This is a genomic window from Phreatobacter sp., assembly GCF_016793595.1.
Lineage (GTDB): Bacteria > Pseudomonadota > Alphaproteobacteria > Rhizobiales > Phreatobacteraceae > Phreatobacter.
In genome coordinates this window covers 236,150-261,888 of sequence record NZ_JAEULY010000015.1, presented here as the reverse complement: position 1 = coordinate 261,888, position 25,739 = coordinate 236,150, and the positions used below count along the sequence as shown (strand labels likewise).

The window sequence follows — 25,739 nt, the reverse complement described above, 5'->3', positions numbered from 1 at the left end:
CCTCAGCGACCGGTGCCGGCGGCGGGGTCCTGCCCCGGGGACTGGCGGTTATAGGCGGCATGCGGATCTTCCGGACGCCGGCCGACCGGTCCGTAGGGCGCATCCGGCGAAGCGGTGCGGTAGCCCGGCGGCGGCTCGACCAGACGGCGGCGCGGCGCTTCGCCGGGGAAGGCAACGACCTCGTTGTCGCGCGACGAGCCGAACAGCGAGCCGACCTGAGACCAGATCGGCTGGACGCCCATCTGGGATGCGGTGGCGGGCGCGGCGATCTGCGCCTCGGACTGCTGGCGCGTCGCATCGACGCGTCCGCCGCCGAACCAGCCGCCGCCGCCCTGACGGGCGCGCATCTCGGCATTGGTCAGGGTGCGGCCGTTATCGTCGCGGACGATGGGGGCGTTGGCGGCAAGACCCGCGGCGCGGGCGCGCGCGACGTCCGGGTCGTTCGGCCAGTTGGGGTTGCGGGCGGCGCCCGCTTCCTGCGGCGGTGGCAGGTTGTTGCTGCGTGGCAGGACGAGGGGCGCGCGCTCGCGGTAGTCGATCGGCGGCCGCTCGTCGCCGGTTACGCCGAGGCCGCTCAGCAGACCCTGGAACAGCGAGCGCTCGATGCCGCTCGTATCCTGGGACTGGGCGCCGGCGGCGCCGGCGGAAAGGCAGATCGCGGTCGCCAGAACGGCGGTGCGGATGCGCGTCATGTTGGTCACCCTTCAGGACGGGAGGGCCGGTCGCCCCTTGCGAATGCGGCTCTATCCATCAGGATCATGCCGATTTCGAGGCGGTCGAGGAACCGCCGAAGAGGGACTCATACAGAAGCAGGCCGACCCCGGCAACGATGGCGACATCGGCGAGGTTGAACACGTACCAGCGGAACTGCCAGGTGGACGTGGTGATATGGAAGGCGAAGAAGTCGGCCACCGCGCCATGGATGACGCGATCTATGCCGTTGCCGAGCGCGCCGCCGGCGATCAGGCCGAGCGCGATGGCGGTGAAGCGGCTCTCCGCCTTCCACAGCCACCACGCGATCAGCGCGACCGCGCCGATCTTGAACGCCACCAGCGCCCATTGCCCCAGTTCGCTGTCCTGCTGGAACAGGCCGAACGAGACGCCGTAGTTCCAGGCCATGACCAGGTCGAGCACCGGCGCGAGCGTGATCACCTGACCCGTGACCATGCCGACGCCGTACAGCATGGCGAGCTTGAACCCCTGGTCGATGGCGAGCGCCACGACGAGCGCGATGAGGCCGGCACGGAAATAGGGCGATGGCGTCACGGGGCTTCCTTCGCTGGTCGATGCCGGACGTGGCTCGCCGGCGCGCCAAGGTCAAGCCTGTTTCGCGCGGGAATGTCTCGACATCCGCGCCGGTCGGGGACATATCCGCCTGGACACATTCAGACCGACGCCATGCACCAGACCCTGCCGAAGCTCTATTTCATCCGCCACGGCGAGACCGACTGGAACGCCGAGGGCCGCCTGCAGGGCCAGCGCGACATTCCGCTGAACGATGTCGGACGCGTGCAGGCCGAGGAGACCGGCGCCATCCTCGCCCGGCTGGACGCGCGCTACGAGGACCTCGCCTACTGGGCGAGCCCGCTGTCGCGCACCCGCGAAACCATGGAGATCCTGCGGGCCCGGCTCGGCCTGCATCCGCCGGCCTATCGGACCGACGACCGGCTGAAGGAGGTCTCGTTCGGCGATTGGGAGGGCCTGACCTGGCCCGAGGTCGAGGCCCGCTCGCCTGTCGTCGCCGAAGCCCGCATCGCCGACAAGTGGCATGTCTCGCCGCCGGGCGGCGAGAACTACGAGACGGTGGCGGAACGGCTCGGCGCCTTCATGGCGCAGATCGAGCGGCCGAGCGTGGTGGTCGCCCATGGCGGGGTCGGCCGGGCGCTGATGGCGCTCACCGCGAGCATGAGCCGCCAGAAGGCCGCCGAGGTCTTCGTGCGGCAGGGCGTCGTCTATGTCTTCGACGGACCGCGCTTCACGGTCGAGACGCCGTAGAACCTCAGTAGCCGCCGAACAGGCCCCAGAAGCTGCGCGCCGTCGGGTAGCGCGGCTGGCCGTTGCGGCGCGCCATCGGGCACTGGTACTGCGAGCCCGCGACGGTGTCGTCGACATTCGAGGGGAAGCATTTCGGCGCCGTGCCGGGCGCGAGCGTGCCGCGGCTCTGGTGGACGAGGAGCACGCGGTCGCGGGTCTCGTCCTGCATCACCTGCGCGCTGGCGGCGCCTGCGGACAGGGCGATTGCGAGAGCGGCGAGGGCGGTGGGAATCGCTGATGTCATGACGGTTCCTGCACTGGGATTTGAGGATCACGATTACCAGAAACGGCGAATGGCGTCACCGCGTTCCCGCCGGGGCCCTGCCGATGGCGCGGCCGAGACGGTCAAGCGAGCGGCGCAGCGCCTCGTCCTCGACCGTTTCGATGGCTTTTGCGAGGCGGGCTTCGTCCGGCGGCGCCGGGCGCGCGGGCTTGGGCTTGCGCGGCGCGAGCGGCGCCTGCGACAGCCGGACGTTCGCGACGCAGCGCCACCCGAAAAAGGCATTGACCCGTTCGACGATGGTGGCGCTGAGATGCTGGATATCCAGCGCGAAGGGCGTCTCGACGCGGATGTGCAACGTGCCCGGCTCCTGCTCGCCGGCATCGCGTCCCTGCGGCCGGCGCGGCCAGGCGATCTTCACGGGAGCGGAGCGGCGGGCGAGGTCTTCGCCGACGATCTCGTCCCAGCGGGTGACGACTTCCGTGGCGGCGAAGCCGGCCTGGCGCAGCGCGCCGGCGATGGGCGCGGCGGCGATATCGGCCAGCGGTCGCGGTCCCCTTGGACGGAACGTCTGTGAACTCATGGTTGCGCCGGTTGAACGGGACGGTCGATGAGGCCAGTGTCGGCCTCGATGAGTCCCAGCCTCGTGAAGCCCAGACTAGCACGCTCCCCCGCCGCGCGGGAAACCTCGCGCGAGGCCGCCGCCCTGCTTGGCTGGTACGACCGGCATCGCCGGCGGCTGCCCTGGCGCGCCCTGCCGGGCGAGGCCGTCGATCCCTACCGCGTCTGGCTGTCGGAGATCATGCTGCAGCAGACGACGGTCGCGGCGGTCGGGCCCTATTTCACCGCTTTCCTTGCCCGCTGGCCGGATGTGGCGAGCCTCGCCGTGGCGCCCATCGAGGAGGTGATGCGTGCATGGGCCGGGCTCGGCTACTATTCGCGGGCGCGCAACCTGCACGCCTGCGCCATCGCGGTGACGCAGAACCATGACGGGCGCTTTCCCGATACGGTCGAGGGCCTGCGCGCCCTGCCGGGCATCGGCGACTATACGGCGGCGGCCATTGCGGCGATCGCCTTCGGCAGGCCGGCGGCGGTGGTCGACGGCAATGTCGAGCGCGTGGTGACGCGGCTCGATGCCATCGAGACCGAGTTGCCGGCGGCGAAGCCGCTGATCAAGGCGCGGGTGGCGGAACTGCTCGATGCCGGACGGCCCAGCGATTTCGCGCAGGCCATGATGGATCTCGGCGCGACCATCTGCACGCCGAAGCGGCCGGCGAGCGCGCTGTGCCCGCTGAACGTCTGGTGCCGGGCCTGCGCCGAGGGCACGCAGGAGACCTATCCGCGCAAGGCGCCGAAAAAGGCCGGCGTGCTCCGGCGCGGCGCTGCCTTCGTTGTGGTGCGCGAGGACGGGCATCTGCTGGTGAGGACGAGGCCCGCGCGGGGCCTGCTCGGCGGCATGGCGGAGGTGCCGGGCACCGAATGGTCGGCGGATTTCGACGCGGCGAGAGCACTCGATGCCGCCCCGCTCGCACTGTCGTTCATGCGGCTGGCGGGGACGGTGGCCCACGTCTTCACGCATTTTCCGCTGGAGCTGACCGTGTTCCGCGCGGCAGCACCGGCCGGCTTTGCCGCGCCCGCCGGCAGCCGGTGGATCGCGCTGGCGGAAGTGCCGGACGAGGCCTTCCCGACGCTGATGCGCAAGGTCATCGCCCACGCGCTTCCCGAATGACGCGCGACGGCCTTGCCCTCGTCATCAGCCCGCCATCAGCCGAGACAGAATGGCGCGGCGATCGAAGCTTGACGGCGAAGCGCCGGCAGGCATCCTGAGACAGGTTTCACAGATGCCGCGTGGCATTTCAGCAATGGTTCGCCGATGAGTGCCGAAGACGGCCGCCCGCTGGGCCTGACCTGGCGCTATGATCGGGCCGAGATGATCGCCGACGGCGTCGTCCATGGCCTCGGCGTGGTCGCGGCGGTCTTTGCCGCCGGCGCCCTGGTCGGCATCGGGCTCTATCGCGCCGAACTCGCCACTGTCTCGTCGCTGGTCGTCTATGCGGCGACGCTGATCACGGTCATGGCCATGTCGGCCGCCTACAATATGTGGCCGGTGTCGCGGACCAAATGGATTTTGCGCCGCTTCGACCATGCCGCCATCTACCTGCTGATCGCCGGCACCTATACGCCGTTCATGATCCATGCCGGCACCGGTGAGGCCTATGCGATGCTGGCGGGCGTCTGGGTCGCCGGCCTTGCCGGCGCGGTGTTGAAGCTCGCGGCGCCCGGCCGCTACGACCGCGTCGCCGTGCTGCTCTATCTCGCCATCGCCTGGAGTGGCGTCGCCATCGCCCATCAGGTCTTCGCGACCCTGCCGATGCCGGCCATCGTGATGCTGGTCGTGGGCGGCCTGATCTATTCGGCGGGCGTGATCTTCCACCTCTGGCAGTCGCTGCGTTTCCAGAACGCCATCTGGCACGGATTCGTGCTCGTCGCCGCGGCGTGCCAGTATGTGGCCGTGCTGAACGGCGTCGCGCTCTCCATCTGAGACGACCTCCGGGCAACCAGAAGAGCGGCTGCGATGGATCTGTCAGGCTTTCTCGTCTTCTGCGGCGTCTATGCCATGGCGACCTTCTCGCCGGGGCCGGCGGTCGCGGCCATCGTCGCGCGCACGCTGGCGGTCGGCGCGAGGCGCACAGCGCCGTTCATTTTCGGCGTCATCGCCGGCGACCTCGTCTGGTTCGCGCTCGTCGCGCTTGGGCTCGCGGCGCTGGCGCAGAATTTCCAGACGCTGTTCCTGGTCATCAAATATGCCGGCGTCGCCTATCTGCTCTATCTGGCGTTCAAGCTTTGGACCGCGCCGGCCGACGCGCCGAAGGAAGCCCCGCAGGCGCGCGGCGAGGGCTGGAAACTGTTCCTCGGCGGTCTCGCGCTGACCATGGGCAATGCCAAGGTCATGGTCTTCTTCGTCTCGATCCTGCCGCTGGTGGTCGATCTCGCCGCGCTGACGCCGCTGCTGGCGATGGAACTGGCCGTTACGATGATGCTGATCCTCTCGGCGGCGATGTGGACCTATGCGCTGGCGGCGTCCCGCGCGCGCCGGCTCATCTCAAGCCCGCGCGCCATGCGCCTCGTCAATCGCGGGACGGGAGCCGTGATGGCCGGGGCGGCGGTGGCCGTGGCTGCGCGGAGCTGAGCGGGAAGGCTGGGTCGGCCCCCACCTCTCCCCGCCGGGGAGAGGCGAAGGTGAGCTAACCCAATCCAGATCCGTCACACGTCGAAGAACACCGTCTCGTCCTCGCCCTGCAGGCGGATGTCGAGGCTGTAGGTCTGTCCCTCGCGCGCCGCGATCAGCGTCTGGCGGCGGTCGGCGGGAACCAGTGCGAGGATGGCGTCCTCGGCATTGGCGGTCTCGTCTTCGAAATAGAGCCGGGTGTGGAGCTGTTTCAGCATGCCTCGGCCGAACACGGCGACGACCAGATGCGGCGCCTGATCCTTGCCGCCGGGGCCCGGCACGCGGCCCGGCTTGATCGTCTCGAAGCGGAAGGTGCCGTCCGCCCTGGTGTCGGAGCGGCCGAAACCCATGAACGTGTTGCTGGCGCGCGGACGCTTGTCGTTCGGATGGGCGTAACGGCCTTCCGAATCGGCCTGCCAGATCTCGATCATGGCATCGGGCACCGGCTGGCCCTCGCCGTCGAGCACCCGGCCGGTGACGATGATGTGCTCGCCGGGCGTGCCGCGCGCGGCGACATGGCCGTCGGCGGAGACCGGCACGTGCGGATAGGCCTCGCCGGGCGTCAGGCCGTAGTGAAAGAACGGGCCGACCGTCTGCGACGGCGAGATGCCGTCCGGGCGCGTGGTGTCCTGGCTGGTCTCAATGGTCATGCGGCTCTTCCGTGGGGGTCGCGTCGCGGCCGCGAAGCACGATGTCGAACTGATAGCCGAGCGCCCATTCCGGCTGGGTCGTCTCGAGGTCGAAGCGGGCGATGAGGCGATTGCGCGCGCGCTCGTCCGGGATGCCGTTGAAGATCGGATCGAACGGGAACAGCGGATCGCCCGGGAAATACATCTGGGTCACCAGCCGCGACAGGAAGGACGGGCCGAAGACCGAGAAATGGATATGGGCGGGACGCCAGGCATTGTGGTGGTTGCGCCAGGGATAGGCGCCGGGCTTGACGGTGGTGAAACGGTAGCGGCCGTCCTCGCCGGTGAGATAGCGGCCGGCGCCGGTGAAGTTCGGATCGAGCGGAGCCGGATGCTGGTCGCGGGTGTGGACGTAGCGGCCGGCGGCGTTGCACTGCCAGAGCTCGACGAGCGCGCTCGGCACCGGGCGGCCGTCCTCGTCCAGCACGCGGCCGGTGACGATGATCCGCTCGCCGAGTGGCTCGCCGTCATGCTGGCGGGTGAGGTCGGAATCGCTCTCGCGCACCTTGTCGTGGCCATAGACCGGGCCGGTCAGCTCGGAGAGCGTGTGCGGCACGAGGATCAGCGGCTTTTTCGGCGCGCGCAGCACCGTGCTCGTATAGGCCGGATGCAGGCTCGGCGGATGAGCCCTGGTCGATTCCCGCGGCAGGATCAGCGTCATCGCCGTCGTTTCCTCTGGTTTGTTCTCGTTGCCGCGGACGATGTTGCGCCCCGCCCGCGGCTGCATTGATCCGCGTCAGTTCACCCGCTCGACCGCCAGCGCCACGCCCTGGCCGACGCCGACGCACATGGTGGCGAGGCCGTAGCGGCCGCCGGTCTTCTCCAGCTGGTGGACTGCGGTCGCGGCGATGCGCGCCCCCGACATGCCGAGCGGATGGCCGAGAGCGATGGCGCCGCCATTGGGGTTCACGTGATCCGCATCCTCGGCGATGCCGAGGCCGCGCAGCACCGCGATGCCCTGGCTGGCGAAGGCCTCGTTGAGCTCGATGACGTCGAAGGCGGAAATCTTCAGGTCGAGCCGCTCCATCAGCTTCTTCACCGCGGGGATCGGGCCGATGCCCATGATGCGGGGCGGCACGCCGGCCGAGGCGAGGCCGAGCACGCGGGCGCGGGGGGTGAGGCCATATTTCTTCACGGCCTCGGCCGAGGCGATGATCATGGCGCAAGCGCCGTCATTGACGCCGGAGGCGTTGCCGGCGGTGACCGTGCCCGGCTGGCGCACGAAGGCCTTGAGCTTGGCGAGGCCCTCGGCGGTGGTCTCCGGGCGGGGGTGCTCGTCCTTGTCGACGACGATCGGGCCGGCCTTGCCGCCCGGCACCGCGACGGGAACGATCTCCTCGGCGAAATAGCCCGAGGCAATCGCCTTGCCCGCCTTCTTCTGCGAGGCCAGCGCGAAGGCGTCCTGCGCCTCGCGGGAGACCTGGAATTCCTCCGCCACGTTCTCGCCGGTCTCCGGCATGGAATCGACGCCGTATTGCTGCTTCATCAGGGGGTTGATGAAGCGCCAGCCGATGGTCGTGTCGAAGATATCGGCCGAGCGGCCGAAGGCCTCCTGCGACTTGCCCATGACGAAGGGCGCGCGGGTCATGCTCTCGACGCCGCCGGCAATGGCGAGATCGATCTCGCCGGCCTTCACGGCGCGGGCGGCGGCGCCGACCGCATCGAGCCCGGAGGCGCAGAGCCGGTTGACGGTCATGGCCGGCGTGGCGTCGGGCAGGCCCGCCAGCAGCGAGGCCATGCGGGCGACGTTGCGATTGTCCTCGCCGGCCTGATTGGCGCAGCCGAAGACGATTTCGTCGATGGCGTCGCGGATCTGCGGGTGGCGCGCGAGAAGCGCCTTCAGCGGCACGGCCGCCAGATCGTCGGCCCGCACCTTGGCGAGCGCGCCGCCGTAGCGGCCGATCGGGGTGCGAACCGCGTCACAGATGAAGACATCGGCCATGGTCATCTCCTTCGAATCGGTCAGGCCGCGTGGGCGGCCTTGGTGCGCGCGTGCAGGTCGCGCAGCACGGTGAGTTCGGTGGTGTCGGGCGCGCGGGTTTCCTTCACCTCGCGCGCGAATTTCACCGGCCAGCCGCAGTTCTCCTGGATCTGCTCGCGGGTGACGCCCGGATGAACAGAGGTGACGGTCAATTCGCTCGTCTCCGCGTCCGGCTCGAAGATGCAGAGGTCCGTGATGAGCTGGGTCGGCCCGCGCGTCTTGACGCCCAGCGCCTCGCGCGAACCCTTGCCGGTGCCGTGGCCGAGCGAGGTGATGAAGGGCAGCTTCTCCATGAAGGCGCGCTGGCCCATGGCCATGATGATGAAGATCTGGCCGCAATTGATGGCGATCTCCGGCGCGCCGCCGCCGCCGGGCAGGCGCACCTTCGGAGCGTCGTAGGGACCGACGACCGTGGTGTTGAGATTGGCGAAGCGGTCGATCTGCGCGCCGCCGAGGAAGCCGATGGTGATGCGCCCGCCCTGCAGCCAGTAGCGGAACATTTCCGGCACCGAGACGGTGGTCAGCGCGGTGTCGCAAAGCTCGCCGTCGCCGATGGACAGCGGCAGGACGGTGGGCCGCGTCGACAGCGTGCCGCTCTCGTAGATCAGCGTGATCTTCGGCGCGTGGGTGAGGCGCGCGAGGTTGCAGGCGGCCGACGGCGCGCCGATGCCGACGAAGCAGACATCGTCATTGGTGAGCAGCCGCGCCGCGGCGATGGTCATGATCTCGTTGGGGCTGTAGTCGGTCATCGCGTCTGTCCCCTCACTCGGCCGCGACCGCGAAGCGGCGGGCATGGGCCTCGAAGCTCTCGGGCCCCTTGTTCATGACGTTCTCGTCCATCCATTTCAGGAACGTCGCCTTGTCGCGGGCGATCTTGTCCCAGGCGATGTAGAAGGCGTTGTCGCGCTTGTAATAGCCCTGCGCATAGGAGGGATGGGCGCCGCCGGGCACCTTGGCGATCGCGCCGACCGTCCAGGACGGCAGGATCACCGCATTGGCGTTGCGCGGGCCGAAGTCATCGACGATCTCCTCGACGGTCACGACCGAGCGCCTGGCGGCGAGCACCGCCTCCTTCTGCACGCCGACAATACCTTCCAGCATGACGTTGCCCTCACGGTCGGCCTTCAGCGCGTGGATGATCGAGGCATCCGGGCGCACGGCCGGCACGGTCGCCAGAACCTCGCCGGTATAGGGGCAGGTCACCGAGCGGATGTTCGGATTGACCTTCGGCAGATCGACGCCCTTGTAGCCCCGGAACACGGCGAAAGGCAGGTTGGCCGCGCCGGCCTCGAAGGCATTGGCCATGGCGGCGTGGGAATGCTCCTCGATGGCGAGGCGGCCGGCCTCGATCTCCTCGCGCACCCGGTGCAGCGAGCCGACGCCGGGATTGCCGGCCCAGGAGAAGACGAGCTTCTTGGCGAGGCCCATGCCGATGATCTGATCGTAGAGGATGTCCGGGGTCATGCGGATCAGCGTCAGATCCTTCTTGCCCTGGCGGATCACCTCGTGGCCGGCGGCATAGGGGATCAGATGCGTGAAGCCCTCCATCGCGACGGTGTCACCGTCGCGGACCGCGCCGGCGATCGCCGCGCTGAGGGACATGAACTCGGCCATGGCCTGCCCTTACCTGTTGTCGCGTTTCCGCCTCCGTCCTCGCGCCGGAGACCGGCTCTGTCAAGTGCGATATTCAGACGACTGTGCGCTAAACGAACATTGATCTGCCAGCGCCGAATCCCGTGCCTTGGCGTGAGGTCGGGAAGCGGTGCCTGGTCCAGATAGGGGCCGGAAAGGGAGATAAGCGGACCAGCTGCTTGCGCGGCGGCCGGGCCCGTCGCGGCCGGGGCAACGGGCGGCCCGATGCCCAAAGACCGGGCCTGCTGCCGAATAAGGCGCCCGACGCTCTGTCGGCCGGCCTCATTCTGTCCCATCGGTACGACATTCCCCGGAAAAGTCCTTATGGCACGGCGCTTGCCACGCGTTACCGTGAGCGACCGGAGCGGCATCGGCGGGTCAGTCGATTCCGACGGCGAATCCACCCCTCGCTCACAGGACGAAGTCCGGAGCTGCAGGGGTTCCAGGGGAGAATGACACTATGGACCGCAGGACTTTCATCAGGGCGGGCGCTGGCGCCGGTCTCGTCGCGGCCTCGGGCGGCCTGTCCGCCCCGGCCATCGGGCAGGGCGCGGCGGCGAAGACGCTACGCTTTGTGCCGCAGGCCAATCTCGCGAATTTCGACCCGATCTGGGGGACGCAATATGTCGTCCGCAACGCCGCCGCGCTGGTCTGGGACACGCTCTACGGCGTCGACGACAAGCTGGTCCCGCAGCGCCAGATGGTTGATTCCGAGGAGGTCTCCTCCGACGGCCTGACCTGGACGTTCAAACTGCGCTCGGGCCTCAAGTTCCACGACGGCACGCCGGTTCTGGCCAAGGACTGCGTCGCCAGCCTCATCCGCTGGTCGTTCCGCGATCCCATGGGCCTGATGATCAAGGCGATCCAGGAGGAGATCGTCGCGGTCGACGACACCACCTTCCGCTGGCGGCTGAAGCGGCCCTATCCGAAAATGCTGCTGGCGCTCGGCAAGAACAATTCGCCCTGCTCCTTCATCATGCCGGAGCGCATTGCCAAGACCGATCCGTTCCAGCAGATCACCGAATATATCGGCTCCGGCCCGATGAAATTCGTCCGCGGCGACTGGGTGCCCGGCGCCAAGGCCGTGTTCGAGAAATTCGCCGACTACGTGCCGCGTTCCGAACCGGCCTCCTGGCTCGCCGGCGGCAAGCGCATGCTGGTCGACCGGATCGAATGGGTGATCATGCCGGACCCCGCCACCGCCTCGGCGGCGCTGCAGAACGGCGAGATCGACTGGTGGGAGAATCCGATCGCCGACCTCGTGCCGGTGCTGAAGCGCAACCGCAATATCCGCGTCGATATCGGCGATCCGCTCGGCAATATCGGCGCCTTCCGCCTCAACCACCTGCACCCGCCCTTCAACGACGTGCGGGCGCGCCGGGCGATCCTCATGGCGCTCGACCAGGAGGAGTTCATGCGGGCCATCGTCGGCTCGGACGACAACCTCTGGAAGCCGCTGCCGGGCTATTTCACCCCCGGCACGCCCCTCTACAACGAGGAGGGCGGCGAGATCCTCAAGGGCCGCCGCGACATCGAGGGTGCCAAGCGCCTGCTCGCCGAGAGCGGCTACAAGGGCGAGCCGGTGACCATGGTCGTGGCGCAGGACCAGCCGGTGACCAAGGCGCAGGGCGACGTCGCGCACCAGTTGCTGAAGCGAATCGGCATGAACGTCGATTTCGTCGCCACCGACTGGGGCACGACCGGCCAGCGCCGCGCGCTGAAGTCCCCGCCGGCGCAGGGCGGCTGGAACATCTTCTTCTCGTGGCATGCGGGCGCCGACTGCATCAACCCGGCCGCCTATACGGCGATCCGGGCAAACGGCGACGGCGCCTGGTTCGGCTGGCCGAACATTCCGGCGGTCGAGCAGCAGGTGACCAACTGGTTCGAGGCCAAGAACCTCGACGAGGAGAAGGCCGCCATGCGCGCGCTCAACAAGGCGGCGCTTGACAATGTCGTCTACGTGCCGCCCGGCTTCTTCCTGACCTACACGGCCTGGCGCAGCAATGTCAGCGGCATCACCAAGGGACCGCTGCCGTTCTTCTGGAACGTCGCCAAGGCCTGACGCTGATCGGCGGAACGGCGGGCCTTGCGCCTGCCGTTCCGCATCCTGAAAGGCAGGCCCGATGCTGACCTATATTCTGCGGCGGATACTCGCGACGATCCCGGTCATGGCCGTCGTCGCGCTGTTCGTGTTCTCGCTGCTCTACATCGCGCCCGGCGACCCCGCGGCGGTCATCGCGGGCGATCAGGCGACGCCGGAAGATGTCGAGAAGATCCGCCAGAGCCTCGGGCTCGACCGGCCGTTCCTGGTGCGGTTCGGCGAGTGGGTGTGGCAGATCGCGCGGTTCGACCTCGGCACCTCGATCTTCACGGGGCTGCCGGTGACGCAGCTGATCGCGCAGCGGGTCGAGCCGACCCTGTCGCTGATGGTCGTGACCCTGGTCCTCGCCATCGTCGTCGCCGTGCCGATGGGCGTGCTGGCGGCATGGCAGGCGGGAACCTGGGTCGACCGGACGATCATGGCCTTCGCCGTGTTCGGCTTCTCGGTGCCGGTCTTCGTCGTCGGCTACATCCTCGCCTACATCTTCGCGCTGGAGCTCGACTGGCTGCCCGTGCAGGGATACACGCCGATCGCGCGAGGGGTGAAGCCGTGGCTTGAGAACCTCATCCTGCCGGCGGTGGCGCTCGGCTGCGTCTATGTCGCGCTGATCGCCCGCATCACCCGCGCGACCATGCTCGAAGTGCTCCAGCAGGACTATATCCGCACCGCGCGCGCCAAGGGCGTCAGCCAGCGCGACGTCCTGTTCCTGCACGCGCTGAAGAACGCCGCCGTGCCGATCGTCACGGTGATCGGCATCGGCGTGGCGCTGCTGATCGGCGGGGCGGTGGTGACGGAGAGCGTCTTCGCCATTCCCGGGCTCGGACGGCTGACGGTGGATGCGATCCTGCGCCGCGACTATCCGGTAATCCAGGGTCTCGTCCTGCTGTTCTCCTTCGTCTACGTGCTGGTCAACCTGATGGTCGACCTCGTCTATACCCTCGTCGATCCGAGGATCCGCTATTGACCGCGCATAGCCCCGATACCTCCGCTCCCATCGACGTCGCCGAGCAGTCCCCCGTACGCCGGCGCATGACCCCCCTTCGCTTCGTCCGCCGTTACCCGACGATCACGATCGGCACGGTGATCCTGTTCTCGGTGGTGTTCATCGCCATCTTCGCGCCCTTCCTCGGCACGATCGACCCGACGGCGATCTCGACGCGCCTGCGCACGCGCGAGCCCTCGGCGCAGTTCTGGTTCGGCACCGACATGCTCGGCCGCGACATCTATTCGCGCGTGCTCTACGGCACCCGCGTCTCGTTGATCGTCGGCTTCTCGGTGGCGATATGCGCCTCCATCGGCGGCCTGATCATCGGCCTGATCTCCGGTTACATCAGGAAGGTGGATGCGGTCCTGATGCGCGTGATGGACGGCATCATGTCGATCCCCTCGATCCTGCTCGCGGTGGCGCTGATGGCGCTGACCCGGGGCTCGGTCGGCAATGTCATCCTCGCCATCACCATCGCGGAGATTCCGCGCGTCTCGCGTCTTGTTCGCGGCGTCGTGCTGTCCCTGCGCGAGCAGCCCTATGTCGATGCGGCCATCGCCTCCGGCACCTCGACGCCGGTGATCATCGTCAAGCACATCCTGCCGAACACGCTGGCCCCGATCATCGTTCAGGCGACCTATATCTGCGCCGCCGCCATGATCACCGAGGCGATCCTGTCGTTCATCGGCGCCGGCACGCCGCCGATCATCCCGTCCTGGGGCAATATCATGGCCGAGGGCCGGGCGCTCTGGCAGGTCAAGTTCTACATCGTGCTGTTTCCGGCCCTGTTCCTCTCCGTCACGGTCCTTGCGGTGAACCTGCTCGGCGACGGCCTGCGCGACGCGCTCGATCCGCGCCTGGCGAAGCAGTTCTGAGGCAAATCGGGGGGCATCGACGACGCGGCGGGGGTGGCCGGGCCGGTTCCCCTCGCCGCGACACGACGGCGCGGGCCGCTGGCGATCCGAAAAAAATGCCTTATTTGTGCGTCCGACTGCGGGTAGACTACGAACCAGTTCGCGGATGATCGCGTGGGTCGAGCTCCGCTCCCGAAAGACGGCCGCCATGAACAACGCATTCGACATCTATACGATCATCTTCCTCGCCCTTGCGGTGTTCATCTTCTTCCGCCTGCGCAGCGTGCTGGGGACGAAAACCGGCTCCGAGCGCGATCCGTTCCGGCCCCGCGACAACAACAATCGCGAGATGGGCGGCCGGGACGGCGGACCGGGCGCGCAGCCCCCGGGCGAGGTCATCCCGATGCCGGCCCGCAACGGCGCCGCGCCGCCGCCCTTCCCCGTCGCCGATCCGTCCGAGCCGCGCTGGGGCGACATCGCGCCGCCCGGCTCGCCGCTGGCCCGCGGCTTCGACGCCATTGCCTCGCGCGATGCCTCGTTCGAGCCGGCCGGCTTCGTCGGTGGCGCCAAGGCGGCCTATGAGATGATCGTGCTCGCCTTCGCCTCCGGCGACCGCAAGACCCTGCGCGACCTGCTCGCCAAGGACGTGTTCGACGGTTTCGAGGCCGCGATCCGCGACCGCGAGAGCCGTGGCGAGAGCGTCGAGACCCGCTTCGTCGGCATCGAGAAGGCCGGGATCACCGACGCCCAGCTGCGTGGCGACCAGGCGCAGGTGACGCTGAAATTCGTCTCGCAGCTGGTCACCGCGACCCGCGACCGCGGCGGCAATGTCGTCGATGGCTCGCCGGATCGCGTCACCGACGTCACCGATGTCTGGACCTTCGCGCGCAATGTGACGGACCGCGACCCGAACTGGCGACTGATCGCCACCGAAGCCGGCGCCTGATCCGGCACGGGAGCGAGAGCGTTCATGGCCGGCCGCAGGACCAGCGCCGCGAGCGTCGCGGTCCTCGCGGCGGCGGTGGCCCTGTGCGGGCTGGCCGGTCCGGCCGCCGCCGGTTCCAATGACCTTCTGATCCTCCTGCGGCCGCAGCAGGCAGCGTCCGGGTCGTCCCCCGCCGTCCCGCAATCTGCCGCCGAAACGTCTCCCGCCACCCCGCAATCGGCGGAGGTGCCCGCGCCATCGCCCGCCGCGCCCGCTTCGTCCGAGCAGGCAGCCGTTCCCTCGGTGGAACCTGCCCCTCCCGGTCCGCAAGCCTCCCTGCCGCCCCACGGTCCGGGACCGTCGCCGACAGAACCGCAGCCGACGCCTCCCGCCGCTGACGCGACGGCCGCTCCGCCCGAACTTGCGGTGCATCCGTCCGGCTTTCCCTTCGTCTATCCCGAGACCTGGAGCGAGGCGGTGCCCTTCGCCGCCGTGCCTGGTTGGGCCGAGGACCGGCAGGACCTGGCCCTCAAGGCCTTTCTGATCTCCTGCCGGCAGGTGATGGCCGCGCGCAATCCGCCGCGTTCCGCGCCGGTCGTCTGGCAGGCGCTGCGCGAGGTCTGCCCGCGCGCGCTGGCGCTGCCGCAGCCGGTTGGCCGCGAGGCCGCGCGCGCCTTCTTCGAGGCGGAGTTCCGGGCCGTGCGTTTCGCCCGGTTCGGCGACCAGATCGAGGCCGACGGCTTCCTCACCGGCTATTACGAGCCCGAGGTTCTCGCCTCGCGCGAGCGCACCGACGAATTCACCGCGCCCTTCATGCTGCGCCCGGACGACCTCGCCTCGGCGCGCGGCCGCACAGCCGGGTTCGATGCGCGCTCCGGCGCCGGCCGCTGGGTCGGCGGGCGCTTCCAGCCCTATTTCGACCGTGGCGAGATCGAGCAGGGCGCGCTGGATGGCCGTGGGCTGGAGATCGCCTGGGCGCGCGATCCCGTCGACGTCATGTTCACGCAGATTCAAGGGTCGGCGCGGCTGCGCTTCGCCGACGGCTCGACGCTGCGGATCGGCTATGCCGCCCATAACGGCCACCGCTACGTGCCGGTCGGCCGGGTCATGATCGAGCGCGGCATCGCCACCCGCGCCGAGATGTCGATGGACTTCATCCGCAACTGGATGGCGCAGAACCCGGAGCCCGCCCGCGACATCCGCTGGCAGAACCGTTCCTATGTCTTCTTCCGGGTGAAGACCGAGCTGTCCGCCGAGGACGGCCCGGTCGGCGCGCAGGGCGTGCCGGTGTCCGACTGGCGCTCCATCGCGGTGGACCGCAACGTTCACGCCTACGGCACGCCGGTCTTCATCGACGCGCATCTGCCGACCGGCCCGACCGAGACGGGCGAGCCCTTCCGCCGGCTGATGGTGATGCAGGACACCGGCTCGGCCATTGTCGGCCCGGCGCGCGGCGACCTCTATATCGGCACCGGACTGGAGGCGGGCTCGATCGCCGGCCGCATCCGCCACCGCGCCGACTGGTACGTGCTGCTGCCGCGGGCGATTTCACCCGACGCGACCGAGGTGCCGGTGCCCGAACCGCGCCCGCGCCGATGAGCCGCCGCCCGAGGGGCCTTTCGGCCGAGGACCGCAAGCTCTGGTCGCATGTGGCGCGCAGCGTGAAGCCGCTCGACCCCGCGCGCATGCCGCCGGCCGAGGAGCCCGCGCCGGAGCCGGAGGCGGCGCCCGCGACGGCGCGCAAGCCGCCGGTCAGGAGCAAGGTCCCGGCGGCCCCTGCCGTGCCCGCGCCGCCGCCGCTGGCGGCGCTGGAGAAGGGTCTCCGGCGCAAGCTCTCGCGCGGCATGGCCGAGGTCGATGCCCGCATCGACCTGCACGGCCTCACCCAGGAGGCCGCGCATCGCCGCCTCGTCGCCTTCCTGCGGCGGTCGCAGGCCGAGGGCTGCCGTCTCGTCGTCGTCATCACCGGCAAGGGCGCGCCCAAGCGGCTGCGCGGCCTCGACGACGACCCATGGCGGCCCGACGCCTATGCCGAGCGCGGGGTGCTGCGCCGCGTCGTGCCGGAATGGCTGACGCTGCCGGACATGCGCCCACTGGTCATCGGCTTCGAGGAAGCCGGCATCGCCCATGGCGGGGCGGGCGCGCTCTACGTGCGCATCCGGCGGCCGTGAAGCCGGCCGGACTGTGTCCTGGCCGCTCTTGACCCCGGCCGCCGGGACGTGGATCGTCGCGCAACCTGCCCGGAGCATCCTGCCATGCGGATTTGCGCCCTTTTTGCCGGCCTGTTCGGCCTCGCCCTGATCGCCACCGACGCCTCGGCCCAGGGCCTCTGGTATGGCGACGGCCCGCGCGGGCTCAACGGCTCGACCTATACGACCGGCCGCGTGCCGGGCGGCGATTATCCCCGCGCGCGCGCGGACCAGCTCGGCCGCCTCGGGCTGGCCGGCGCGGTCCTGTTCCGCGATCCGCGCTTCCAGAATGCGCTGCTGCCCTGTGACGACAGCGCCGCCCTGGAACGCATCCGCGCGCGGTTCGCCGAGAAGGAGGCGAAGTTCTGGAATTCGCCGCTGACCATTGCCGGGTTCGACCGCCTGCGCGTGGTGGCGAGCAATCCCTGGGGCCAGAACAATATTCCGCGCCGCTACTGCACCGGCCGCGCCCATCTCTCCGACGGCCGCGTGCGCACCGTCAGCTACGCCATCATGGAAGACCAGGGCTTTGCCGGTTTCACATGGGGCGTCGAGTGGTGCGTTCACGGCCTCGATCGCGGCCGCAGCTTCGACCCCGCCTGCCGCATGGCGCGGCCCTGAGCGCGCCTGCCGGCGGCTGAGCGGCGGCCGGGCCCCGGTGCGGCGGATCAGCCGGCAGGCTGGCGTGGCGGGCGGCATCCGGTAACATACGTTCTTTTTTTGTTCTCATCGCGCCAATAATCTTCGCGGCACGGTGCTGGAGGAGATCATGGCGAAGCGGTTTGCAGCCCTGTTGCGTTCTGTCGTGGTCGGCGCGGCCCTGCTGCTGGCCGCCGGCCAGGCTCCGGCCGCGGCGCAGGCCCGCCATGGCGTCACGCCCGGCGAGTTCGATTTCTACGTTCTGGCGCTGTCCTGGTCGCCGTCCTTCTGCGAAGCGTCGGGCGAGCGCAGCGCGCGCTCCATGCAATGCGCGGGCGAGCGGCCTTTTCACTTCGTCGTGCATGGGCTCTGGCCGCAATTCACCCGCGGCTTCCCGGAATATTGCCAGGTGCCCGCGCCGGAGCTCGAGCGCCGCACCGTCAATGCCATGCTCGACATCATGCCGGCCCCGGGCCTCGTCCGCCACCAATGGGCCAAGCACGGCACCTGTTCGGGCGAGCGTTCGGCCTCGGTCTTCTTCGAGCGCGTCAGGCAGGCGCGCGCCAAGGTGCGCATCCCCGCCGAGTTCGAGACCGTCTCCGACTACCGGACCGTATCGCCGGACGAGGTGGAGGACGCTTTCGTGCGCGCCAATCCGGGCCTCACGCGCGAGATGATCGCGGTTCAGTGCGACGAGCGCCGGCTGCGCGAGGTGCGCATCTGCATCGGCCGCGACATGAACTTCACGGCCTGCCAGGAGATCGATCGCCGGGCCTGCCGGCGCGACAGGCTGGTCATGCCGCCGGCCCGCAGCGGCCGTTCCTGACGGCAAGGCCTCGTCTTTCCGCATGTCGCGGAACGGCTTCTTAGGAGTTCCCGGCTAGACTGAGCGGGCTGTCACAGGAGCGTTCCCGCGCCGCCATGAGCCCAAAGCCGTGAGCTTCATCCTTGCCCGTTTGCGCTCCGCCGTTCCGGCCTGGGCGCTCGCCTATGCGGCGCTGTGGACGGTTGTGCTCTTGGCGCTGCATCTGGAAGCCCCGCTACAGGCGCTGGCCGGCTGCGCGGCCGACACCGAGGCGCCGCTGCCGCTCTGGACCTGCGGCGAGGGTCTCGGTTCGACGCTGGCCGGGGCCATGGTCAATTCGGCGCTGCTGACCGTCGTCTGGGCGCCCGCGCTCGTCGCCGCCGCCTTCGTCCGGCCGGACGCGATCCCGCTGGCCGTCGTCGCCTTCGGCTCGCATCTCGTCGGTCTTGGCTCGGTCATGGCCATGGTCGCGCGCGGCGTACGCCTCGTCATGCGCCGCGTCGCCGCCGCCTGACGCTCCGGCGTTCGGGCGCCCATCCCGATCCGCCTGGCGGCCGGCTCCGGCCCGTTCCAGCGGCCCCTCAGCCAAGATCTGCCCCGTCCGGCATCAGCGTCCCTGCTGCTCGCCGCTGGCCTGTCGGCGGCCGCTCTTCCCCTGCCCGGCTGGCGGAGCGGGCTTCGGCGTCGAGCCTCCCGCGCCTGACGATCAACCGGGATGCGGCGGCCGCCGCGCGCCCCTCGCGGCGCGGTAGGACAGGAAGGAGCGGGGCGCTTCTGCTGACCTGCGACCCAGTCTCGTTCGCGATATCCCGTTTCGCCGCGCCAAAGTCCCGCGCGGGCAATCCGCCGTCACGCCGTTAACGATTGGATCGATCAGCGAACGAACCATGTCCGAATCGCTGATTTCCGGATGTTCGCGCTATGGCCCGCCGGCCGGGCCGCGTCGGGCCGGCAATCGGCGCGCTGTCCAAGGCAGCTTTCAGGACGAGTTCCGCATGGTCCTGCCGGAAAACCACGGTCCCGCCGGAAACACCATGCGCTCGCCGGGACCGCCGCTTCGTCCTGACGCTCCGCCCATCCAGGCGCGGAGGTCGCGCCCGCATGCCGGCCGTCAACCTTTCGTCCCGGTTCGGCACGCGGGCCGGGGGTCAGGGCAGGGCCTTGAGATAGCGGACCGGCCGGCCGGTCGTCAGCGCCTGCGCCGCGTGAAGGATGGCGTTGGTGTCGATGCCGTGGTGGCGGTAGAGATCGTCGACCGTGCCGGTCTGGCCGAAATGCTCGACGCCGAGTGCCTTGACACGGTGGCCGTCGACGGCTCCGAGCCAGGCGAGGGTCGCGGGATGGCCGTCGATCACCGTGACGATGCCGCAGTCGCGCGAGAGGGGGCTAAGCAGCCGCTCGACATGGCTCATGGCGCCGTGATGGCCGCGCTGGCGCGCGCGCTCGGCCGCCGTCCAGCCGGCGTTCAAGCGGTCGGCCGAGGTGATGGCGAGGACGCCGACGTCGCGATGGCTTTCGGCCAGCAGGCCGGCGGCGGCGACGGCCTCGGGCGCCACCGCGCCCGTGTAGGCGATGATCACCTGCGCATTGGGGCCGGGTGGGCGCATCCAGTAGGCGCCATCGATGATGTCGCCGGCGAGTTCCGGCGTCATCGTCCGCTGCGGCTGCTCGATGGTGCGCGTCGACAGGCGCAGATAGACCGAGCCGCCGGTCTCGTCGCGCAGCCAGGTCCGCTCGTCCGGATCGCCCTCGCCGTCGCGCTGCATGTAGTCGAAGCCGAAGCGCATGATCGCGGCGGTCTCGTCGACGAAGGCCGGCTCGAAGGCGGCAAGGCCGTCCTGCGCCATGCCGATCAACGGTGTCGCGATCGACTGATGCGCCCCGCCCTCGGGCGCGAGCGTCACGCCGGCCGGCGTCGCCACCAGCATGAAGCGCGCATCCTGGTAGCAGGCATAGTTCAGGGCATCGAGGCCGCGCTGGATGAACGGGTCGTAGAGCGTGCCGACAGGCAGCAGCCGCTCGCCGTGGATCGAGTGCGTCAGGCCCAGCGCCGAGAGCAGGATGAACAGGTTCATCTCGGCAATGCCGAGCTCGATATGCTGTCCCCCGGGGGAGAACTCCCAGGCGAAGGTCGAGGGAATGCGCTCCTGCTTGAACGTGTCGGCCATGGACTGGCGCGCGAACAGGCCGCGCCGGTTGACGAAGCCGCCGAGATTGGTCGAGACCGTCACGTCCGGCGAGGTCGTCACGATCCGGTCGGCGAAGGGCTCCCTGGCGCGCGCGATCTCGTTGAGGATCAGGCCGAAGCCCTGCTGTGTCGACATGGCGGCCTGCGCGGGGAAAGCGAGCGTCGCCGGGATCGGCAGCTTGGGCGCCTCGTAGCGGCGGCGGCCCTCGGCGAAAAAGGGCACGGTCTTCAGGAAACTCTCGATCTGCGCCGCCGGCAGTTTCAGGCCCTCGAACCGGTCCCATTCATGGCCCGGCCGAACGCCCATGGCCTGCCGCCAGTTCTCCATCTGGGCCGGCGTCATCAGCCCGGCATGGTTGTCCTTGTGGCCCTGGAACGGCAGGCCGAAGCCCTTGATCGTATAGGCGATGAAGCAGACGGGCCGGTCATGGTCGACGGCCTCGAAAGCCTCCAGCAGCGTCGGCATGTCGTGGCCGGCGAGATTGGTCATGAGGCGCGCCAGTTCGTCGTCGCTGCGCCGGTCGAGGAGTTTGGAGACCTTGCCCTGATCGCCGATATCGTCGGCGAGCCGCTTCCGCCACGCGGCCCCGCCCTGATAGCAGAGCGCCGAGTAGAGCTGGTTCGGGCAGGTGTCGATCCACCGGCGCAGCGCCTCGCCGCCGGGCTCGGCAAAGGCGGCTTCGAGGAGCTTGCCGTATTTGAGGATCACCACGTCCCAGCCGAAATTGCGGAACATGGTCTCGAAACGCTCCCACAGGCCCTCGCGAACGACGGCGTCGAGGCTCTGGCGGTTGTAGTCGACCACCCACCAGGTGTTCCGCAGGCCGTGCTTCCAGCCCTCGATCAGCGCCTCGTAGATATTGCCCTCGTCCATCTCGGCATCGCCGATGAGCGCGACCATGCGGCCCTCCGGCCGGCCGGCGCCCCAGCCATGGGCGCGCACATAGTCCTGCGCCAGCGAAGAGAACAGCGTCTGCGCCACGCCGAGGCCGACCGAGCCGGTGGAGAAATCGACATCGTCCACGTCCTTGGTGCGCGAGGGATAGCTCTGCGCGCCCTTGAAGCCGCGGAAGTTCTCCAGCTTCTCGCGCGTCTGGTTGCCGACGAGATACTGGATCGCGTGGAAATTCGGGCTGGCATGCGGCTTCACCGCCACCCGGTCCTGCGGCCTGAGGACCGCGAAATAGAGCGCGGTCATGATGGTGGCGAGCGAGGCGGACGAGGCCTGATGGCCGCCGACCTTCAGCCCGTCGCGATTGTCGCGCACATGGTTGGCGTGATGGATGGTCCAGGAGGCGAGCCAGAGCACCTTGCGCTCAAGGGCGGAGAGCATGGACAGGCGGTCGGTCATCGCGGCGTTCCGTGCGGAGGGAGGGCATGATCATGCCAGAGCCGGATGAGCCGCGCATGCCAAATGCGATGGTCCGGATTGGCCATGTTGGCCGATTCATGCAGAATGCTGCGCAACATTTGGCAGGAATCACCAATCCATGCGTCTCGATGCCATCGACCGCCGCATCCTCGCCGAGCTCCAGAGGGATGGCCGGATGACCAATCAGGCGCTGGCGGAGCGCGTCGGTCTGTCGCCGACGCCATGCCTCAGGCGCGTCCGCATTCTGGAGGAGGCCGGCGTCATCCGCTCCTATGTCGCGGTGGTCGACCAGAAGGCGGTGGACCTGCCGGTTAGCGTCTTCATCTCGATCAAGCTGGAGCGCCAGCGCGAGGAGGATCTCGACCGCTTCGCGGCGGCGGTCGCGCGTTGGCCGGAGGTGATGGAGTGCTACCTGATGACCGGCCAGCGCGACTATCTGCTGCGCGTCGTCTGCGCCGACCTGCCGGCCTACGAGCGCTTCCTGAAGGACAAGCTGACCAAGCATGACGGGCTCGCCTCCATCGAATCGAGCTTCGCGCTGACGCAGGTGAAACACACCAACGTCCTGCCCATCGGGTGACGGCGGCGCGCCCGGCGGCGCTTGGCGACGGTAGCGCCATCGCCTACCCTTGCCGCGACCAACGAGGATCGCCATGCCGAGACTGTCCCGCCGCTCCGTGCTGACCCTCGCCGCCGCCGGCGCTGGCGCCGGCCTGATCGCGCCGCGCGCGCGGGCGCAGGGCGAAACGGAGACGCATGGCATCTCGTCCTTCGGCGACCTGAAATATCCGGCCGATTTCCGTCATTTCGACTATGTGAACCCCAATGCGCCGAAGGGCGGCGCCTTCGTGCACACCGCGTCGAGCTGGGGCTACAACCAGAACCCGACCACCTTCAACACGATGAACACGCTGGTGCTGCGCGGCGACGCGCCGCCCGCGCTCGACGGCATTTTCGCGCGGCTGATGGTCGGCGCCGGCGACGAGCCGGACAGCATGTATGGCCTTGCCGCCGAGAAGGTGCGGATATCCGCCGACGGACTGACCTACCGCTTCACGCTGCGCGACATCGCAACCTTCCACGACGGCGCGAAGATCACGGCCGAGGACGTGGCCTGGTCGGTCATGACCCTGAAGGAGAAGGGACATCCGCTGCTGCGCGTCGTCCTGCGCGATGTCGCGGGCGCCGAGGCCGAGGATGCCAGGACCGTGGCGATCCGCTTTGCGCCGGGCCGCTCGCGCTCGCTGCCGCTGACCACGGCGGGCCTGCCGATCCTGTCGAAGGCCTGGTATGCGGGCCGCGATTTCGAGGCCTCGACCATGGACGTGCCGCTCGGCTCGTCCGCCTACAAGGTCGGGCGCTTCGAGGCCGGCCGCTTCATCGAATACGAGCGCGTGAAGGACTGGTGGGGCGCGGGCCTGCCGGTGTCCGTGGGGCAGGACAATTTCGACATCGTGCGGCTCGAATTCTTCCGCGACCGCGATGTCGCCTTCGAGGGGTTCAAGAGTCGCACCTATGCCTTCCGCGAGGAATTCACCTCGCGCACCTGGGCGACGCAGTACGATTTCCCCGCCGCGCGGGACGGCCGCGTGGTGCGCCGCGAGGTGTCGGACGAGACGCCGTCGGGCGCTCAGGGCTGGTTCATCAATACGCGCCGCGAGAAATTCGCCCACCCGAAGCTGCGCGAGGCGCTCGGCCTCGCCTTCGACTTCGAATGGACCAACAAGAACGTGATGTTCGACAGCTACAAGCGGACGCACTCGTTCTTCCAGAACTCGCCGATGATGGCGACGGGCAAGCCGGAGGGCGAGGAACTGGCACTGCTGGAGGCGTTCCGCGGCAAGGTGGCGGACGAGGTTTTCGGCGAGCCCTATGCGCCGCCGGTCTCCAACGGCTCGGGACAGGACCGCAACCTGCTGCGGCAGGCGACGCAGCTCCTGCGCGAGGCCGGCTTCACGCTGCGCGACAACCGGCTGCTGGACGCGCAGGGGCGGCCGATGACGGTGGAGTTTCTCGATTTCGAGCCCTCGCTGGAGCGCCACACCCAGCCCTTCGTCGCGAATCTTCGCCGGCTCGGCATCGAGGCGGGAATCCGGCGCGTGGATTCCGCTCAGTACCAGAGCCGGCTGAAGGACTACGATTTCGACCTGACCATCCGCCGCTATTCCCTGTCCATGACGCCGGGCGAGAGCATGCGGACCTTCTTCGGCTCGGCGAGCGGCCGGCAGCCGGGCTCGCAAAATCTCGCCGGCATCGCCGATCCCGTGATCGATGCCCTGATCGACAAGGCGCTGGCGGCGAATACACGGGCCGAGCTTGTCACCGTCTGCCGCGCGCTCGACCGCGTGCTGCGGGCCGGGCGCTACTGGGTGCCCAACTGGTACAAGGCGAGCCACTGGCTGGCCTACTGGGACCAGTTCGGCTTTCCCGAGACCAAGCCGAAATATGCCCGGGGCGTGCCGGGCACCTGGTGGTTCGATCCGGCCAGGGCGGCGCGCATCGAGCGGACGTGAGGTTGTTCGGTCAGCCTGTCCAGGCGCGGCTCGTCATGGCCGGGCTTGCCCCTGCCATCCACGACTTGACCACGTCGGTCGAGGAATTCGTGGATGCCCGGCACAGGGCCGGGCATGACGGATGCGTTGCTCCGGCCGAGCTTCGGATTGGATCGAACAGTCTCTTCACAGCCCCATCTGGCGGCTGGCGAGATCCTTCATGATCTCCTCGGTGCCGCCGCCGATGGCGTTGACCTTCACCTCGCGATAGATGCGCTCCACCTTGGCGCCGCGCATGAAGCCGGCGCCGCCGAAGATCTGCACGGCCTCCGACGCGCAGAAGGCCATGGTCTGCGTCGCCTGGTTCTTCAGCATGCAGATATCGGCGACGGGGTTCTCGCCCTGCTCCAGACGCCAGGTCAGCATTTCGAGCCAAGCCTGACCGGCCGCGACCTTCTGCGCCATGTCCACGAGCTTGTGGCGGATCACCTGATGCTGGGTCAGCGGCTTGCCGAAGGTGACACGCTCCTTCGCGTAGGAGCTTGCCTCGTCGAGGCAGACGCGGCTCGCGGCTATGCAGCCCGCCGCCATGGTCAGGCGCTCGTGATTGAAATTGCGCATGATGATCTTGAAGCCTTGCCCTTCCTGCCCGAGCAGGTTGCCGGCGGGCACGCGGACATTGTCGAAATGCAGAGTCGCCGTGTCGGAGGCCCACCAGCCCATCTTCTTGAGCGGTGTGCGGGTGAAGCCCTCGCGCTCGCGCTCGATGACGAGGAGGCTGACGCCGCCGGCACCCTGTGCATCGATGCCCTCGCCGCCGGTCCTCACGGCGACCGTGTAGTAGTCGGCGCGCATGCCGGAGGTGATGAAGGTCTTCTCGCCGTTGACGACGTAATGGTCGCCGTCGCGCCGCGCGGTGGTCTTGAGGTTCGCGACATCCGAGCCGCCGCCCGGCTCGGTGATGGCGAGCGCGGAGATTTTCTCGCCGGCGAAGATGCCCGGCAGCACCCGGCTCTTGAGGTCGTGAGAGCCGGCATTGGCGATCGGCGGGGTGCCGATGGCGTGACTCATCAGGCTGGCGCTGATGCCGCCGGCACCGGGCCGCGCCAGTTCCTGCGTCGCGATGATCCACATGAACCGGTCGGCGGCGAAACCGCCATATTCCTCCGGGAAGCCGAGGCCGATCAGGCCGATGGCGGCGGCCTTGGCGTAGAGCTCGCGCGGGAACTCCTCCGCCTCGTCCCACTGGCTGGCATAGGGCTCGATCTCGCGGGCGACGAAACGCCTGATCTGGTCGCGGAAGGCCTCGTGATCGGCCGTGTAGAAGGGATGCGTCACGGCGCGCTCCTGCGGGTTTTTGCTGCGCGCATGCTGCGCAAAAAAGAAGACGCCGCCGGGCTGGCC

Annotated in this window: 26 protein-coding genes; 15 read left to right on the top strand and 11 right to left on the bottom strand. The window is 69.0% G+C overall.

Translation table 11 applies throughout. From position 1 onward, the window contains the following. Window positions 1-2 precede the first annotated feature (2 nt). Together JNK84_RS16210 and lspA are read right to left on the bottom strand one after the other, a co-directional pair. On the bottom strand, window positions 3-692 hold the full coding sequence (locus JNK84_RS16210; RefSeq protein WP_293425667.1) for a hypothetical protein: 690 nt from the start codon (window positions 690-692) through the stop codon (window positions 3-5). A gap of 64 nt (window positions 693-756) precedes the next feature. Next, window positions 757-1,266: a signal peptidase II gene (gene lspA, locus JNK84_RS16205; protein ID WP_293425665.1), complete on the bottom strand. Its 510-nt coding sequence runs from the start codon at window positions 1,264-1,266 to the stop codon at window positions 757-759. 132 nt (window positions 1,267-1,398) lie between these two features. On the opposite strand from lspA, the gene JNK84_RS16200 reads away from it, so the two are divergent. Continuing rightward, window positions 1,399-1,995 carry a histidine phosphatase family protein gene (locus JNK84_RS16200; protein WP_293425663.1) on the top strand — a complete coding sequence of 199 codons (597 nt, stop codon included), beginning with the start codon at window positions 1,399-1,401 and terminating at the stop codon, window positions 1,993-1,995. A gap of 4 nt (window positions 1,996-1,999) precedes the next feature. Here the strand turns inward: JNK84_RS16200 and JNK84_RS16195 are convergent, their stop codons facing one another. Both JNK84_RS16195 and JNK84_RS16190 read right to left on the bottom strand, forming a co-directional pair. Continuing rightward, window positions 2,000-2,278, bottom strand: a complete 279-nt coding sequence (locus tag JNK84_RS16195; protein WP_293425661.1) for a hypothetical protein — start codon at window positions 2,276-2,278, stop codon at window positions 2,000-2,002. 55 nt (window positions 2,279-2,333) lie between these two features. Further along, the gene (locus JNK84_RS16190; RefSeq protein ID WP_293425659.1) at window positions 2,334-2,837 is read right to left on the bottom strand and encodes a DUF721 domain-containing protein; all 504 of its coding nucleotides are present in this window, start codon (window positions 2,835-2,837) and stop codon (window positions 2,334-2,336) included. A 48-nt stretch (window positions 2,838-2,885) separates the two neighbouring features. Here JNK84_RS16190 and mutY point away from each other — a divergent pair, with 48 nt between their 5' ends. The 3 genes from mutY (at window position 2,886) to JNK84_RS16175 (ending at window position 5,444) form a co-directional block, all read left to right on the top strand. Further along, entirely contained in the window at window positions 2,886-3,983 is a 1,098-nt protein-coding gene (gene mutY, locus JNK84_RS16185) for an A/G-specific adenine glycosylase (RefSeq protein ID WP_441343255.1), read from the top strand. Between the two features lie 144 nt (window positions 3,984-4,127). Next, a complete protein-coding gene (gene trhA / locus JNK84_RS16180; protein ID WP_293425655.1) occupies window positions 4,128-4,796 on the top strand; it encodes a PAQR family membrane homeostasis protein TrhA in 669 nt (222 codons plus the stop codon). A 33-nt stretch (window positions 4,797-4,829) separates the two neighbouring features. After that, a complete protein-coding gene (locus tag JNK84_RS16175) occupies window positions 4,830-5,444 on the top strand; it encodes a LysE family translocator (protein ID WP_293425653.1) in 615 nt (204 codons plus the stop codon). A gap of 74 nt (window positions 5,445-5,518) precedes the next feature. Here JNK84_RS16175 and pcaG read toward each other — a convergent pair whose 3' ends face one another. The 5 genes from pcaG to JNK84_RS16150 all read right to left on the bottom strand — a co-directional run bounded on the left by pcaG (window position 5,519) and on the right by JNK84_RS16150 (window position 9,767). Then, window positions 5,519-6,133: a protocatechuate 3,4-dioxygenase subunit alpha gene (pcaG, locus tag JNK84_RS16170; RefSeq protein WP_293425651.1), complete on the bottom strand. Its 615-nt coding sequence runs from the start codon at window positions 6,131-6,133 to the stop codon at window positions 5,519-5,521. Next, complete coding sequence (pcaH, locus tag JNK84_RS16165; protein ID WP_293425650.1) at window positions 6,123-6,833, bottom strand: protocatechuate 3,4-dioxygenase subunit beta; 711 nt, start codon at window positions 6,831-6,833, stop codon at window positions 6,123-6,125. The genes pcaG and pcaH overlap by 11 nt, the downstream gene beginning before the upstream one ends. Window positions 6,834-6,908: 75 nt before the next feature. Continuing rightward, entirely contained in the window at window positions 6,909-8,114 is a 1,206-nt protein-coding gene (pcaF, locus tag JNK84_RS16160) for a 3-oxoadipyl-CoA thiolase (RefSeq protein ID WP_293425648.1), read from the bottom strand. 20 nt (window positions 8,115-8,134) lie between these two features. Further along, a complete protein-coding gene (locus JNK84_RS16155; RefSeq protein ID WP_293425646.1) occupies window positions 8,135-8,902 on the bottom strand; it encodes a CoA-transferase subunit beta in 768 nt (255 codons plus the stop codon). A 13-nt stretch (window positions 8,903-8,915) separates the two neighbouring features. Next, on the bottom strand, window positions 8,916-9,767 hold the full coding sequence (locus JNK84_RS16150; RefSeq protein ID WP_293425644.1) for a CoA transferase subunit A: 852 nt from the start codon (window positions 9,765-9,767) through the stop codon (window positions 8,916-8,918). A gap of 478 nt (window positions 9,768-10,245) precedes the next feature. Between JNK84_RS16150 and JNK84_RS16145 the strand changes: the two genes are divergently transcribed. The 9 genes from JNK84_RS16145 to JNK84_RS16105 all read left to right on the top strand — a co-directional run bounded on the left by JNK84_RS16145 (window position 10,246) and on the right by JNK84_RS16105 (window position 18,797). Further along, complete coding sequence (locus tag JNK84_RS16145; protein ID WP_293425642.1) at window positions 10,246-11,847, top strand: ABC transporter substrate-binding protein; 1,602 nt, start codon at window positions 10,246-10,248, stop codon at window positions 11,845-11,847. A gap of 61 nt (window positions 11,848-11,908) precedes the next feature. Beyond that, window positions 11,909-12,850 (top strand): ABC transporter permease, encoded by a 942-nt coding sequence (locus JNK84_RS16140; RefSeq protein WP_293425640.1) that lies wholly within the window; start codon window positions 11,909-11,911, stop codon window positions 12,848-12,850. 29 nt (window positions 12,851-12,879) lie between these two features. Next, a complete protein-coding gene (locus JNK84_RS16135) occupies window positions 12,880-13,746 on the top strand; it encodes an ABC transporter permease (RefSeq protein ID WP_293425925.1) in 867 nt (288 codons plus the stop codon). 187 nt (window positions 13,747-13,933) lie between these two features. Next, complete coding sequence (locus JNK84_RS16130; RefSeq protein WP_293425638.1) at window positions 13,934-14,671, top strand: Tim44/TimA family putative adaptor protein; 738 nt, start codon at window positions 13,934-13,936, stop codon at window positions 14,669-14,671. Window positions 14,672-14,695: 24 nt separating this feature from the next. After that, window positions 14,696-16,249 carry a murein transglycosylase A gene (gene mltA, locus JNK84_RS16125; protein ID WP_293425636.1) on the top strand — a complete coding sequence of 518 codons (1,554 nt, stop codon included), beginning with the start codon at window positions 14,696-14,698 and terminating at the stop codon, window positions 16,247-16,249. Beyond that, the gene (locus tag JNK84_RS16120) at window positions 16,246-16,821 is read left to right on the top strand and encodes a Smr/MutS family protein (protein ID WP_293425634.1); all 576 of its coding nucleotides are present in this window, start codon (window positions 16,246-16,248) and stop codon (window positions 16,819-16,821) included. The genes mltA and JNK84_RS16120 overlap by 4 nt, the downstream gene beginning before the upstream one ends. A gap of 84 nt (window positions 16,822-16,905) precedes the next feature. Beyond that, the gene (locus JNK84_RS16115; protein WP_293425632.1) at window positions 16,906-17,460 is read left to right on the top strand and encodes a hypothetical protein; all 555 of its coding nucleotides are present in this window, start codon (window positions 16,906-16,908) and stop codon (window positions 17,458-17,460) included. Window positions 17,461-17,608: 148 nt separating this feature from the next. Then, entirely contained in the window at window positions 17,609-18,304 is a 696-nt protein-coding gene (locus JNK84_RS16110; RefSeq protein WP_293425630.1) for a ribonuclease T2, read from the top strand. Window positions 18,305-18,413: 109 nt separating this feature from the next. Continuing rightward, on the top strand, window positions 18,414-18,797 hold the full coding sequence (locus JNK84_RS16105; RefSeq protein ID WP_293425628.1) for a hypothetical protein: 384 nt from the start codon (window positions 18,414-18,416) through the stop codon (window positions 18,795-18,797). A 634-nt stretch (window positions 18,798-19,431) separates the two neighbouring features. On the opposite strand, the gene JNK84_RS16100 is transcribed toward JNK84_RS16105, so the two are convergent. Continuing rightward, window positions 19,432-21,822, bottom strand: a complete 2,391-nt coding sequence (locus tag JNK84_RS16100; RefSeq protein ID WP_293425627.1) for a transketolase-like TK C-terminal-containing protein — start codon at window positions 21,820-21,822, stop codon at window positions 19,432-19,434. 139 nt (window positions 21,823-21,961) lie between these two features. On the opposite strand from JNK84_RS16100, the gene JNK84_RS16095 reads away from it, so the two are divergent. After that, complete coding sequence (locus tag JNK84_RS16095) at window positions 21,962-22,423, top strand: Lrp/AsnC family transcriptional regulator (RefSeq protein ID WP_293425625.1); 462 nt, start codon at window positions 21,962-21,964, stop codon at window positions 22,421-22,423. Window positions 22,424-22,496: 73 nt separating this feature from the next. Continuing rightward, on the top strand, window positions 22,497-24,356 hold the full coding sequence (locus JNK84_RS16090) for an extracellular solute-binding protein (RefSeq protein ID WP_293425623.1): 1,860 nt from the start codon (window positions 22,497-22,499) through the stop codon (window positions 24,354-24,356). A gap of 165 nt (window positions 24,357-24,521) precedes the next feature. Here JNK84_RS16090 and JNK84_RS16085 read toward each other — a convergent pair whose 3' ends face one another. After that, entirely contained in the window at window positions 24,522-25,673 is a 1,152-nt protein-coding gene (locus JNK84_RS16085; protein WP_293425622.1) for an acyl-CoA dehydrogenase family protein, read from the bottom strand. Window positions 25,674-25,739: the final 66 nt, after the last annotated feature.

Excerpts from the sequence above, each read along its gene's own strand:
- JNK84_RS16130 (WP_293425638.1), top strand. The coding sequence starts at position 13,934 with ATGAACAACGCATTCGACATCTATACGATCATCTTCCTCGCCCTTGCG.
- JNK84_RS16195 (WP_293425661.1), bottom strand. The coding sequence starts at position 2,278 with ATGACATCAGCGATTCCCACCGCCCTCGCCGCTCTCGCAATCGCCCTG.
- JNK84_RS16095 (WP_293425625.1), top strand. The coding sequence starts at position 21,962 with ATGCGTCTCGATGCCATCGACCGCCGCATCCTCGCCGAGCTCCAGAGG.
- JNK84_RS16155 (WP_293425646.1), bottom strand. The coding sequence starts at position 8,902 with ATGACCGACTACAGCCCCAACGAGATCATGACCATCGCCGCGGCGCGG.
- mutY (WP_441343255.1), top strand. The coding sequence starts at position 2,886 with ATGAGTCCCAGCCTCGTGAAGCCCAGACTAGCACGCTCCCCCGCCGCG.
- mltA (WP_293425636.1), top strand. The coding sequence starts at position 14,696 with ATGGCCGGCCGCAGGACCAGCGCCGCGAGCGTCGCGGTCCTCGCGGCG.
- pcaH (WP_293425650.1), bottom strand. The coding sequence starts at position 6,833 with ATGACGCTGATCCTGCCGCGGGAATCGACCAGGGCTCATCCGCCGAGC.
- JNK84_RS16140 (WP_293425640.1), top strand. The coding sequence starts at position 11,909 with ATGCTGACCTATATTCTGCGGCGGATACTCGCGACGATCCCGGTCATG.
- JNK84_RS16120 (WP_293425634.1), top strand. The coding sequence starts at position 16,246 with ATGAGCCGCCGCCCGAGGGGCCTTTCGGCCGAGGACCGCAAGCTCTGG.
- pcaF (WP_293425648.1), bottom strand. The coding sequence starts at position 8,114 with ATGGCCGATGTCTTCATCTGTGACGCGGTTCGCACCCCGATCGGCCGC.
- JNK84_RS16110 (WP_293425630.1), top strand. The coding sequence starts at position 17,609 with ATGGCGAAGCGGTTTGCAGCCCTGTTGCGTTCTGTCGTGGTCGGCGCG.
- JNK84_RS16175 (WP_293425653.1), top strand. The coding sequence starts at position 4,830 with ATGGATCTGTCAGGCTTTCTCGTCTTCTGCGGCGTCTATGCCATGGCG.
- JNK84_RS16200 (WP_293425663.1), top strand. The coding sequence starts at position 1,399 with ATGCACCAGACCCTGCCGAAGCTCTATTTCATCCGCCACGGCGAGACC.
- JNK84_RS16210 (WP_293425667.1), bottom strand. The coding sequence starts at position 692 with ATGACGCGCATCCGCACCGCCGTTCTGGCGACCGCGATCTGCCTTTCC.
- JNK84_RS16145 (WP_293425642.1), top strand. The coding sequence starts at position 10,246 with ATGGACCGCAGGACTTTCATCAGGGCGGGCGCTGGCGCCGGTCTCGTC.
- trhA (WP_293425655.1), top strand. The coding sequence starts at position 4,128 with ATGAGTGCCGAAGACGGCCGCCCGCTGGGCCTGACCTGGCGCTATGAT.
- JNK84_RS16115 (WP_293425632.1), top strand. The coding sequence starts at position 16,906 with ATGCGGATTTGCGCCCTTTTTGCCGGCCTGTTCGGCCTCGCCCTGATC.
- pcaG (WP_293425651.1), bottom strand. The coding sequence starts at position 6,133 with ATGACCATTGAGACCAGCCAGGACACCACGCGCCCGGACGGCATCTCG.
- JNK84_RS16100 (WP_293425627.1), bottom strand. The coding sequence starts at position 21,822 with ATGACCGACCGCCTGTCCATGCTCTCCGCCCTTGAGCGCAAGGTGCTC.
- JNK84_RS16150 (WP_293425644.1), bottom strand. The coding sequence starts at position 9,767 with ATGGCCGAGTTCATGTCCCTCAGCGCGGCGATCGCCGGCGCGGTCCGC.
- JNK84_RS16190 (WP_293425659.1), bottom strand. The coding sequence starts at position 2,837 with ATGAGTTCACAGACGTTCCGTCCAAGGGGACCGCGACCGCTGGCCGAT.
- JNK84_RS16090 (WP_293425623.1), top strand. The coding sequence starts at position 22,497 with ATGCCGAGACTGTCCCGCCGCTCCGTGCTGACCCTCGCCGCCGCCGGC.